The organism is Terribacillus aidingensis, from assembly GCF_040703035.1.
In the GTDB taxonomy this organism is placed as follows: domain Bacteria; phylum Bacillota; class Bacilli; order Bacillales; family Amphibacillaceae; genus Terribacillus.
In genome coordinates, this window is record NZ_CP159996.1 from 3017951 (window position 1) to 3030227 (window position 12277).

General features: G+C 44.1%; 9 protein-coding genes. 2 read left to right on the top strand and 7 right to left on the bottom strand.

Annotation, left to right across the window (positions count from 1 at the left end):
- The first annotated feature begins 55 nt into the window (after positions 1 to 55).
- A complete protein-coding gene (locus ABXS78_RS15665) occupies positions 56 to 1741 on the top strand; it encodes a DUF6044 family protein (RefSeq protein WP_366247978.1) in 1686 nt (561 codons plus the stop codon).
- A gap of 13 nt (positions 1742 to 1754) precedes the next feature.
- Positions 1755 to 2747, top strand: a complete 993-nt coding sequence (locus ABXS78_RS15670; RefSeq protein WP_366247979.1) for a glycosyltransferase family 2 protein — start codon at positions 1755 to 1757, stop codon at positions 2745 to 2747.
- Positions 2748 to 2886: 139 nt separating this feature from the next.
- Here the strand turns inward: ABXS78_RS15670 and ABXS78_RS15675 are convergent, their stop codons facing one another.
- The 7 genes from ABXS78_RS15675 to yidA form a co-directional block, all read right to left on the bottom strand.
- Positions 2887 to 4677 (bottom strand): solute:sodium symporter family transporter, encoded by a 1791-nt coding sequence (locus ABXS78_RS15675; protein WP_366247980.1) that lies wholly within the window; start codon positions 4675 to 4677, stop codon positions 2887 to 2889.
- A 95-nt stretch (positions 4678 to 4772) separates the two neighbouring features.
- A complete protein-coding gene (locus tag ABXS78_RS15680) occupies positions 4773 to 5960 on the bottom strand; it encodes a hypothetical protein (protein ID WP_366247981.1) in 1188 nt (395 codons plus the stop codon).
- An 84-nt stretch (positions 5961 to 6044) separates the two neighbouring features.
- Entirely contained in the window at positions 6045 to 6899 is an 855-nt protein-coding gene (locus tag ABXS78_RS15685; RefSeq protein ID WP_366247982.1) for a VOC family protein, read from the bottom strand.
- 107 nt (positions 6900 to 7006) lie between these two features.
- A complete protein-coding gene (locus ABXS78_RS15690; protein WP_095221339.1) occupies positions 7007 to 8191 on the bottom strand; it encodes a NupC/NupG family nucleoside CNT transporter in 1185 nt (394 codons plus the stop codon).
- A 197-nt stretch (positions 8192 to 8388) separates the two neighbouring features.
- The gene (locus tag ABXS78_RS15695) at positions 8389 to 10464 is read right to left on the bottom strand and encodes a Na+/H+ antiporter (RefSeq protein ID WP_366247983.1); all 2076 of its coding nucleotides are present in this window, start codon (positions 10462 to 10464) and stop codon (positions 8389 to 8391) included.
- Between the two features lie 98 nt (positions 10465 to 10562).
- On the bottom strand, positions 10563 to 11441 hold the full coding sequence (locus tag ABXS78_RS15700) for an aldose 1-epimerase family protein (protein ID WP_366247984.1): 879 nt from the start codon (positions 11439 to 11441) through the stop codon (positions 10563 to 10565).
- The gene (gene yidA, locus ABXS78_RS15705; protein WP_366247985.1) at positions 11438 to 12259 is read right to left on the bottom strand and encodes a sugar-phosphatase; all 822 of its coding nucleotides are present in this window, start codon (positions 12257 to 12259) and stop codon (positions 11438 to 11440) included. Before yidA ends, ABXS78_RS15700 begins: the two co-directional genes overlap by 4 nt.
- Positions 12260 to 12277: the final 18 nt, after the last annotated feature.

The window sequence follows — 12277 nt, forward strand, 5'->3', positions numbered from 1 at the left end:
GATCTTTTCCTGCTGCCGCATACTAACAGCATTACTTTGGGAGGATGTGGGAATATTGCGGAACTATGCTGACAAAAAAGCCATACTGCTGTGCGTGGCAGCGATACTGGTCTTCGTCTCTCCCCTATTCCTGCTGGGAGATCACGCCCATATCCGGGTACATGATAATCTCGACTCCAATCTGGCTTGGTATAAAGTACTTGCTGAAAGCGGGCAAATGTTCGGCAACGTCCATGCAGTAATTCCACAGATTATCGGGGGGCTGCCCCGGGATGCTGTCGGCACAGAATGGACACTCATCGTTTGGCTGCACGCTTGGTTTCCGACAATGACCGCTTACGCAATCAGTCAGCTGCTTACCCGACTGATTGCGTTTCTTGGTATGTATTTGCTGCTCCGCACCCATGTCATACGGAATGTCAAAGCGCATTGGATTACAGCTCTCGTTTCACTAGCATTCGCTCTCACACCGTTCTGGCCCTCCGGCATGCTTAGCACTATGGGGCACCCGTTAGCACTTTGGGCTTTCCTGTCAATCAGATCCAAAAAAGCAAATTGGATGCATTGGACCGCTATTACCTTATTACCGCTATATGCTAGTTTCGTTCTAGGATTTTTCTTCTTCCTCGCTCTCATGGGGATTGTATGGCTGGTCGACCTGCTTCGGTATCGCAGGCTGAATCTGCTATTCTTGGCAAGCATCATCTGGATGACAGCTATTTTCCTGGCAACGGATTACCGGCTCGTCTATACAATGATTGCTGGTTCCGAAACGATGCATCGTGTTGAATTCGTGTCTTCGAGACAGGATTTTGCTCAAACACTACGTTTGTTCTGGAAAAACTTTACGCTGGGACATAATCACGTTATGACACTACACACCTTTGTGATCCTGCCTGTACTGACGATTGCTTTGCTGCTGGTCCTTTTCAGTCGAGGTCGGACAAGGCCAATGAACATTTATCTCGGCCTCACCGGATTGAATCTGCTGTTATCTTTTTGGTACGCCCTTTGGTTCAATAAGATATGGAGAATACCAAAAGAACATGTCGATATACTTTCTGCATTTAATTTTGCCCGGTTCCATTTCCTTCGTCCGCTCGTAATTTATGTTAGTTTCGGGTTGGCATGCTACCTGCTATGGCGGCTTGGAAAGCGCAGCATACGCGTTTTTGTGTACGCGTGCCTCTGTCTCCAGCTTGTCGTATTGGCACTATCCAACGAAGAGATCGTTTATGGCCTATATAAGCAAACACCTTCTGTCGAGGCCTTCTATGCTGTCGATCAATTCCGGGAAATCCGCGACTATATCGGCAAGTCTCAAGACACATATAAGGTGGCAAGCATCGGTTTGCATCCTGCTATTGCCCAATACAACGGTTTCTACACTGTCGATACATACAACAATATTATCCCTTTGACCTACAAGCATCAGTTCCGTGAAGTCATTGCAGGAGAGTTGGCAAAGAGTAAGAACCTGACACGTTACTTCGATGAATGGGGCAGCCGGCTGTATATTTTTTCGGCAGAGCTAGGAAAGCATTATGACTTTCGGAAAGATTCCGACCGCAGCATCCAGAATCTCGATTTGAATGCAGCGGCTTTACGAGAGCTTGGCGGTGCCTTCATCTTATCTTCCGTTTGGATCGAGAATGCGGCCGAGAATGATTTACATTATGAACGAAGTTTCGATCATGCCGACTCTGCTTGGAAAGTCCATCTATACCGGGTACAACCATAAAGGAGGGAATCCATTGAATACATCTTTGCCTGTCCTTACATTAGTGATTCCTTGTTATAACGAAGAAGAAATCTTGACAGATACTTGCTCTAAGCTCACATCGACACTTGCTGCCTTGATGCAGGAGCAGCTTATATCACCAGCAAGCAGTATTTTATTCGTGGATGATGGCAGCAAGGACCATACATGGCAGCTGATCAAAATAGAGCATCTAGCCAATCGGTTCGTCACGGGAATAAAGCTCGCAGCTAATGCAGGACATCAGCGAGCGCTTCTCGCTGGAATGCTCCATGCAAAGGATTATTCCGATTGTGTCATTACGCTGGACGCTGATTTGCAGGACGACATCTCCGTCATCCGTACATTCGTACTGCGTTATCTCGAAGGCTACGAGATTGTGTATGGCGTGCGCAATGACCGCACATCAGATACCGGTTTCAAGCGTAATACCGCTGCACTCTTCTATCGGACAATGGAGATGCTGGGTATCAAACTCATTTCCAACCATGCCGACTATAGGCTGCTGAACAACCGGGCTCTTTCGGAGTTGACGCGTTATGGTGAATCAAAATTATTCCTCCGTGGTATCATCCCGCAAATCGGTTTCAAGTCCGATATTGTGACTTATGAGCGAAAACCGCGCCTGGCCGGGGAAACGAAGTACCCACTAAAGAAGATGCTTAGTTTCGCTTTTGAAGGTATCACCTCATTCAGCGTTGCTCCTATCCGTCTTATAGCATTGGTTGGCTTTTGTCTGTTTCTTATCAGCTTGCTCGCAGCTTGCTATGCAGCTGTCCAGAAAGTATTTGGTAACCCCGATGCCGGCTGGACTTCCTTGATCATTTCTATCTGGCTTCTCGGAGGTTTGCAGCTCATGGCAATCGGTATTATCGGTGAGTATATTGGTACGATTTTTGCAGAAGTAAAAAAGCGGCCTTTATATACAATTGATAGTATTTTGAAGCAAATGCATCCGCAAGACAGTACGCATTTTACAAAAACTTAACAAATATTTTGCATTGCTGCAGTTTTTCTGTTAGAATGTCTTACAAACAGGATACCCCCAAAATATTTCTGTTTTGTTTGCTGCTGTGTGCTCAGTAGCAATAAAAAAGCCACTCATTTGAGTGGCTTTTTTGCTTTTATCAATCCCCGCTTAGTCTTGTCTCACGGGCAGTCTCCGTTTGCTTTTCAACATAATTATGATACTTCTGATGCCAAGTTTTAATAGATACGATATAAAGAACAACGTTTGCCGCAATGAGTATGGCGATAACCGGCCAGAACCAGTTCGAAACCGCAGCTTCCTCGTAAGCCAGTCCAATTGGAGAGAAAATGACATAGAAAATGACAATCGAGAAAATCAACGTAATGGACACAGGAATAGCGTGTTTCCAAGGAACAAGATGATCTTCCCCATTCTCCGCATAAAAGACCGGTTTGATCACTTTCAATGGTTTTACTTTTGCCATGATAAGCATGAATACAACCTCGATAGCTAACAAGATTCCGTATACATGAATATAGTTGATACCAGGATCCCAATCGAATATTTGCCGGAAGCCCCATACCATCATGTAGTAAGCAACAACGTGGAATATGATGACCACTTTAGCGGCTGAAGCTGGTACACGTTTAAAGATCATCCCCATCAATACGATAACAAGGATAGGGATATTAAAGAATCCAGTGAACTGTCTGATTAAATTCCATAAGCCATCCGGTGCGTACATAAGAAATGGTGCTACAAAGAAGGAAACGAGCGCAATGATAATACCAAGGATTTTGCTGACCTTGATCAATTTTTCATCAGAAGCATCTGGTTCGAATACTGGCTGGTAGATATCAAGCACCAACAAGGTAGCGACACTATTCAAGATAGAGTTGAAGCTGCTCAGCACGGCGCCGAATAATACGGCAAGGAAAAATCCGAGCATCCACACTGGCAATACATCACCGACAAGCGTCGGGTAGCTCAAGTCTCCATTTTGGATGGAGTCACCATATAAATGATACGCGATGACACCAGGAATAAGCATGAAAATCGGGACTAGCAGCTTTAGGTATCCAGTATACAGAACGCCTTTTTGTCCTTCTGCCAGGTTCTTTGCTCCTAAAGCACGCTGGATCACATACTGGTTTAACGCCCAATAAAATAGGTTGGCAAAAAGGATTCCCGTAAAAATGGAGAAGAACGGAACATTATCCGTACTGCTGCCAATAGCATTTAGCTTTTCTGGACTATTTTGGACGATATGCTTCATCCCATCTACCATATTTCCGTTACCTAGCAGAATGAAGCCAAGTATCGGGACGAGAAAACCGATGATGACCAAACCGATACCGTTCAGCGTATCGGAAACTGCCACAGCCCTTAAGCCTCCGAAAATGGCATAAACTGCACCAACGATACCGACGAACCAAACTGTCAGCCACAATGCCTGTGTATATGTAATATCGAGAAGTTCTGGTAAATCGAATAATTGGAGGACGGATACACCGCCGGAATAAAGCATGGAAGGAATTGTTACACACATATACCCGAGCAGGAACAAAATGACGGTCAAACGCCGGACAGTTTCATCGTACCGTTTGCTTAAAAATTCCGGTATGGTGGAAATACCAATTCCAAGAAACTTAGGCAGCAGGAAGATTGCCATGATGATAGCGGCAAGGCCAGCTGTCACTTCCCAAGCCATACCTGACATATTATTTGTGAAACTCTGTCCGTTTAATCCAATCAGCTGCTCAGCCGATAGATTTGTCAGCAGCAGGGAACCAGCTATGAACAACCCAGTCAATCCACGCCCAGCCAGGAAGTATTCATCCGCCGTGCTGACATGTCCTTTCGTCATATAGTAGGATACCACTGCGACCAGCGCCATGAAAAAGGCGCAGGAAAGCAAAATAAAAATGATTTCTCCAATACTGAACATGCGATCACCCTTTATGTAAGATATGCCTGATTTTTGTCGGGCATATCTTAAGTAACCGTTATCATGCATCAGGAAACCTATTTAACAAATAATTATCATTTATCTGCCCGAATATATACGAGCTCATAGTGATCTTCCTCATGAAGTGTAACCCATGACAACTCAAGCTGCAGTGAATCACCTAGCATCTGCTTCGCTTGCTCACCGGACATCAATTGTTTTTCTGCTCTAACTGCATCTGGAACAGTGTCTACTATACACTCTCTAATTAGTCCTGAATAAATTCCGACATGGATGCTTGCTTCCACCCCTTCTACAGAAATACCTGATTTAGTGTAAGCAAAAAGAAAGATATATGTTGGTTCAAGCTCGTCCTCGATAGCAGCATCCGGGGCAAGCTGCTCTCCTGCATGCTTCCATTCCTCCAGCGGCTGCTCGATTACAGCGGAAAGAAAGTGAATTGCTTGCTGTTTAAGATCTTCCTCTGTATATCTCCTGCCTTTATTCCATGGCGTTGCTCCTGAATAAAACAATACATCCTTATTCTTTCGAACAGCTACTTGATCAGGGATTTCCTCAATTGAATGTTGGTCAGCAAGGGCTTTTTCTGCCCAAAGCTGGACACCATCTTCGTTACAATAATTAATGTAGTCATCCGTTATTCCCATCAAACCGGTCCATTCCTTTTGACCTGCTGGTGCCTCGATATCTGTAAGAACCGGCGGCAGTTCGGTGAATAACACCGTGCCGTCTGTATGTACACCAATGACCTGATCCGAAAGCTTATAGGTTGTATGTCCATCTTCCACTCCAAGCACAATAGGTGATTCGGCAAGTAACCTCTGTTTTGCCTCTATCGTATCTAGAGGACTATCACTATCGATTAACGTATACGCATTTCGATATAGCTGCGCTGCCGTAACAAAGCCCGAATCATGAATCTCCACAGCCAATCCTGCACCAGGAATCGGTAAATGATAATCCGGATCCTTTTCAGCTAAACGAATCATCACGCTATGCCTCGAGTTATCCTCCTCTACTGCTTCTGTTGCTTCCGGATAAAAAACTGCAGCAAACTGCTGTGCGATTACACGAGCATCGGTTTCTCCTTTATCCGGCAGCATCATCTGCAAGTCAAACCCAATAAGATCTCCTTTTTCATCTATATCTACAATGCCACATGGCTCTCCTTCTGCTGTGAGAAGACGCAGCACACTGCCTTGTGCTGTAACCTGCACTTCTTCAGGAAGAAATTGCTTAAGACTCTGTATTAGTTGTTTCATCCGTGTACTCCTTTTATCATTTATTCCTATTATTATGACATACAAATAAAAATACACACAACAGCTGCTGCTGTTGTGTGTCAATCATTGTCCATGGACGACCAATTTCACTTTTGACCCTACCGGATCTATAAGTGTGTAACTATTCATTTCCTGTTTTATCGGCAGTCCAACTGACTCCGCTCTTTTAATCGCTTCCTGCAGTTTCTCTTCATCCGGGAAGACAATGGTGAACCATTCCATGCCTGCTTCGTTTGGATTAACAGAAGGTGCATTAGCACCATGCCACGTATTAAGGCCAATATGATGATGATAGCACCCTGTTGAGACGAATAATGCACCAGGATAGCTAGAGACAACTGTCTGGAAGCCAAGTACATTATTATAAAATGCAGCTGCTTCACCTAGATGACGCATATATAAATGGATATGCCCCATAACAGTTCCTTCCGGAAGACCACTCCATTCATCTTCAGACGCTTCCTTCAGCAAGTTATCCCCATCCAGCGGGTCCGTTGTCATTTGGATCTCTCCATCGATCCATTTCCAGCCTGTATCTGGTTTATCCGCATAAATCTCAATTCCATTGCCATCAGGGTCGTTTAAATAAATAGCCTCACTTACTTCGTGATCAGATGCCCCAAATGGAACTCGATTCAACACAAAAAATTTCACTATATCCGCTAAATCAGCTCTGGTAGGCAGAAGCAGGGCAAAATGATACAAACCAGCATGTCGCTCCGGCATTTTTTGAAGCTCTTGACCTTCCTCCAGATAAAGCAGGATGCTGCTTCCAGTTCCTAGCGCTGCCTTCCCTGGTCCTTCTTCGATAATTTTTAAGCCAATTATTTTTGTATAATAAGCAACAGATTGCGTCAAATCTGCTACGCGTAATTTCACTTGCCCGATATATGTTTGCGGCGGTTGTTGGTAGTGCATACAATATCCCCCTCATCACTTACTTTATGTAAGTAAGTATATTTTAGATATCTATTTACGTCAAGTAACAAAAAAAGGAACACCACATTATGTGGTGTTCCTCTTATTTATGGCATTAATAGACCAACAATCGTTGCAGAAAGGAAGCTGACAAGTGTAGCACCGTAAAGCAGCTTCAATCCGAATTTCGCTACAACGTTTCCTTGTTTTTCATTCAAGCCTTTCACCGCACCGGCAATGATACCGATAGAGGAGAAGTTCGCAAAGGAAACAAGGAATACAGAAACGATGGCAATAACGCGATCACTCAAGACAAAGTCTCCGCCAGAAAGAATCTGCATCGCTACGAATTCATTGGATACCATCTTCGTAGCCATGATGCTTCCTGCATCAACAGCTTCTGACCAAGGCACACCCATAAGGAATGCGAATGGAGAGAATACATAACCAAGCAAGTCTTGGAAGCTGATACCGAAAATTCCTGAGAAGATGCTGTTGATCATAGCAATCAACGCAACAAAACCGATTAGCATCGCAGCAACAACTATAGCTACTTTAAAACCATCCATGATATATTCGCCGAGCATTTCGAAGAAGGATTGCTTCTCGCCTTTTTCTTCCTCAATCATATCTTCCTTAGGATCTACCTCATAAGGATTGATGATAGAGGCGATGATGAATCCGCCAAACAGATTCAATACAAGTGCTGTTACGACATATCGTGGGTCCAGCATTGTCATATATGAACCAACGATTGACATGGAAACAGTTGACATCGCAGATGCACAAAGCGTATACAGACGATGACGCGGCAGCAAAGCAAGCTGTTTTTTCAATGAAATGAATACTTCTGACTGACCTAGAATCGCTGATGCAACTGCGTTATAGGATTCCAGTTTTCCCAGACCATTTACTTTGCTAAGTGCAAGACCGATATATTTAATGATGAAGGGAAGGATCTTCCAGTATTGAAGGATACCTATCAATGCCGAGATGAAGACGATCGGCAGCAGCACATTCATAAAGAATGTGGATTCTTCTACATTCACTAATCCGCCGAAGACGAAGTTAATTCCTTCAGCAGCGTAGCCAAGTAAGAGATTAAATCCATCAGAGATACCTTTTACTAAGATGTTACCTACTTCTGTATTCAATAGAATGAATCCAAGTACAAGCTGCAGGATGATCATGATGATGATCGGGCGAATCTTAATCATTTTTTTATTCGAACTAGCAATCCAAGCTAATCCCAGAAACACGAATAAACCGATGATGCCGATAATATAACTCATGTTGTTCCCCTTTCGCGTATATAGCCAAAACTGCGACGATGTTAATCATCAAAGTAAAACATATTTTTCACAACGTGTCCTATTATGCCATATTAATTACATATTACGTAGAACTAAATTAAAAGTAATTCTATTAACAATATTCAAACTACTAACCTAAGTGCACAGCCTCGTCTTATCAAAGACAAGGCTGCCAATTAGTGGGGTGAATCTACACTCAGAACGACCATTTCATCGTAGGTGACAGCTTCTCTTAGTTTAGCTGCTGTCGCCATAGATATACGTTCTTCCTGTACATATTCATGAATTGCATCCCTCTCCATCCGGATTGCGCGCATCCGGAACTTATGAAGCTGCTCTTGAAATGCTTCATCGCTTTCAAAGGAGCGATAGCGTCCGACTAGTTTCTTATTGTATAGCTGTGTCACAATCAAAGCTTCATGTCGGTTGGCAGTAGTCGTCTGCTCCCGTATCGCATCAATAGCTGCTTGGGCGCCAGCAGCCCGCAATTGTTTTATTTCATTGCCTACATCTGGATTCATACTAAGAATCTGTTCAGCATGCATCTCCCAATTTTCTTTCCAGCGCTTGCGGAATTTACGGCGTATCCTGGCAATCTGGAATGCCCGTTTAAACCTGCTGAAAGTGGTATTGACGAGGTATTGCTCCGGCTGTGTGATAATGACCTGGTATAACTGATAAGCATCCTCTGAAACAACCTCTTTTGATGCCATGTCTTTGATGCGTCTCTGCTCTGCTTCCCTTCCGACCTTAATCAAAGATTCAATCGTCTGCTTGTTCGGATCTTGCAATATTCCTTTTTCGAGATCGACAAGCTGCTCCTCCAAGTCACGTACAACCAAGTTAACTGCCAGCTGCGTTTCCCTGACTGCATCTGCTTGGAGCTGATTAATCGTCTGCTTAAGGATAAGTCGATATACCTCTTTGAAGGAAAGCAGGCCATCATCACTTTTAAACGGCTTTGGAATCAAGGTCGGTAACGCTGCAGCTGCAAAAATCAGACTAAGCAGAATCACTCCTGTTGCGACGAACAATACCGTATTCCGCATTGGGAACAGTGAGCCATCGTCCAAATAAAAAGGAATGGACAAAGCAGTTGCCAGTGTTATTGTTCCATGGATTCCACTGGTAGCCATAATAAGCGCATAATAACCACGTCCGACAGTTTCTGTATCCTCTGTATTCAGTTTGTATTGATAATTCCTGGATATAAAACGTTCCATCCGGCTTTTTGGCGGTATCGTAAAAGGCTTGTATAAGCTGTACACCCAAAGGAAGCGGATAACGAACAAAGCGATAAAGACGATGATAATAACCCCGAACAAGCGCCCCATCCCGATTTCGTCCGTATCTTGAATTCCCTGATACACTTCTGGCAATAAGAAACCTAACAATACGAATACAAGACCATTCAAAACATATTCGACAATAGTCCACGTATTATTTGACAGGATTTGGAGCTTAGTTGTTGTCTGCTGCAAGCGATCACGTTCAATTCCGTGAATGATACTAGCGGCTACCACAGCCAAAATCCCTGAAACATGCACCTCTTCCGCCAGTACATATAGGAAGAACGGCGTCATGACCTGCAGGACGATAAGCATGGAATCATCCTGGAAGCCATATTTCATCAGCTGCAGACGGATGGTGACAATCACATACCCAGCCACTGCCCCGATGACCAAGCCGCCTAATGAAACGAACAAAAATTCCACTGATGCTCCCCCGAACGAAAAGACGCCTGTCAGCGCAGCAGCAAGCGTAACTTTGAAAGACACGATACCGGCTGCATCGTTGAGCAAGGACTCTCCTTCTAGTATTGGCATCACATTCGATGGCAGCTTCAATCCACGCGTAATTGATTTCACCGCCACATTATCTGTCGGCGATATCGTTGCAGCTAAGGCGAAGGCAACGGCCAGCGGCATAGACGGAATAAGCCAGTGAATCAAAAAGCCGCCTAGTCCGACAGTAAGAAATACAAGTCCAAAAGCAAGGAGTATAATTGGCGTCCGCAGCTGCCATAACTCTTTTCGAGATGCTTTTTGACCCTCACTGAATAGGAGTGGAGCAATTACACAGATCATGAATAATTCGGGCTCGAATTCCAGTGATATATGAAGTGGAAGAATAGATGCAGCTAAACCTAAGATAATCTGGATCAGTGCAAGCGGCAGAGGCAGTATTTTACTGACTGCAGTCGAAAGGAGAACGGCTAATAATAATACGAACAATGCTGTAAAGAAACTCATGCTGTTTTTCAACCCTACCTTCAAATAATATAGCTAGTTTACGTTACTTCATCTTTTTCACTCAAAAAGACCGCTGCCATAAGGAGCGGTCTTTATTTTTAGAAGAATGTCATTCGATAGGAACTATTGAACTCTGCTTCCGGCGCCAATTTCTGTATCCCGGCCTTTTGTGATAGAACTCCTGCTGAATCCGTTGTATCAGCTATTCCGAACCATGGCTCGATACATACAAAAGGAGCTATCGTACCTGATGCTGCATCATACTTGGACCATATTCCGACATATGGAAAATCCGGCATAGATACTGCCACACCATTTCCCTTGTCGGATTGGAGACGAACTTCTTCGATGTGATCGTAAACAATGGCATCATTCTCGAAAAGTGCTGCCTGAATCGGCATAGCTGGCAATACAGCAGGCTGCTCTTTTTCACGGATTAATCCATCAGCCAGCGCATATGCCGTGACTTGTTTGTCTTGTACTGATTTCAAGTGAAGCTTATAATCGGCAGCATATTCACCCGAAGTGAGCGGGACACGAAAAGCAGGATGCGCACCTATAGAAAAGTACATCACTTTTTCCTTTTCCAAACTGTTCACTTTCCAGTCCACATGCAGCTGATCAGCCTCCAAGCGGTAACGAATCTCCACTCGGAATTCATAAGGATACACACCTTGGTATTCCCCATTGGCATCTTTTGTGAATGTAACAGAAGCAGTTTGTACGTCTGATACTTGAAAAACGGCATCCCGCAGGAAACCATGCTGGGTAAGTTCGTATATCTTACCTTCTGCTGTGTACTGTCCATCCTTCAATCGACCGACAATCGGGAACAAAACAGGAGAAACGCGCCCCCAATAGGCGGCATCTCCGCTCCACATATAAGAAAGCTGCGTTTCTTTATGCAGTACGCTTCTCACTTCTGCTCCAAGATCAGCAATCTCGACTACCAGTGTTTCATTTTCGAGACGTATCATGCTTGTCCCACCTCTAAGATCTTCTTGCGAATCGCTTCTGCAACGCCATGTGCGTTATTGGAAGTCGTAATAAAATCGGCAGCGTCCTTTATAGCTGGAATAGCGTTATCCATAGCCACGCCGCAGCCCGCATACTGGATCATGGATAAATCATTTCCATTATCCCCAATTGCCATTACCTCTTCCCGTTTGATTCCAAGCTGCTCGGCCAAATTTTTCACCGCGCTGCCTTTGCTGGCTTCCGGATGAAGTATTTCATAGAAATACGGCGCGCTCTGTACCATCGTAAATCGTGCTTTCCATTCATCCGGTACATTGGCAATCGTCTCGCTTAACCGCTCCGGCTCATCAATGAACATCACCTTTGGAACGAGCACATCCCGTGGAATTTCATCGACAGCCCGGTAATGCAACGGCATCTTCGTCATGAATGATTCCAAGACAGTATAGTTACTGATGTTCCTGTTCGATGTATACAAGTTTTTCGAATCAAAGTAATGCATTGGCGTATTGAGTTTCAAACTAAGCTGATGCAAGTCTATAAAGTCATCGTAAGATAAAGATAATTGCGATACCACTTCATTCGTGTGGGCATTCTGAACGAGTGCACCGTTGAAGGCAATGACAAAATCTCCGTCTTCATTCAGGATCAATTCTTCTAGGTACCGATACACACCATGAATTGGTCTGCCTGTACACAGAACAATTTTAACCCCAAGCTTTTTAGCTTCCTGAAGTGTTTCATGTACTTCCATTGTGACTTCATGCTGATCATTCAATAACGTCCCATCCATATCTATTGCTACGAGCTTATACATACTTCTTCCCCCTTTTTA

What these genes read in the sequence shown, in the direction of transcription:
- ABXS78_RS15695 (WP_366247983.1), bottom strand. Translation starts at nt 10,464, where the DNA reads ATGAGTTTCTTTACAGCATTGTTCGTATTATTATTAGCCGTTCTCCTT.
- ABXS78_RS15680 (WP_366247981.1), bottom strand. Translation starts at nt 5,960, where the DNA reads ATGAAACAACTAATACAGAGTCTTAAGCAATTTCTTCCTGAAGAAGTG.
- yidA (WP_366247985.1), bottom strand. Translation starts at nt 12,259, where the DNA reads ATGTATAAGCTCGTAGCAATAGATATGGATGGGACGTTATTGAATGAT.
- ABXS78_RS15675 (WP_366247980.1), bottom strand. Translation starts at nt 4,677, where the DNA reads ATGTTCAGTATTGGAGAAATCATTTTTATTTTGCTTTCCTGCGCCTTT.
- ABXS78_RS15700 (WP_366247984.1), bottom strand. Translation starts at nt 11,441, where the DNA reads ATGATACGTCTCGAAAATGAAACACTGGTAGTCGAGATTGCTGATCTT.
- ABXS78_RS15685 (WP_366247982.1), bottom strand. Translation starts at nt 6,899, where the DNA reads ATGCACTACCAACAACCGCCGCAAACATATATCGGGCAAGTGAAATTA.
- ABXS78_RS15690 (WP_095221339.1), bottom strand. Translation starts at nt 8,191, where the DNA reads ATGAGTTATATTATCGGCATCATCGGTTTATTCGTGTTTCTGGGATTA.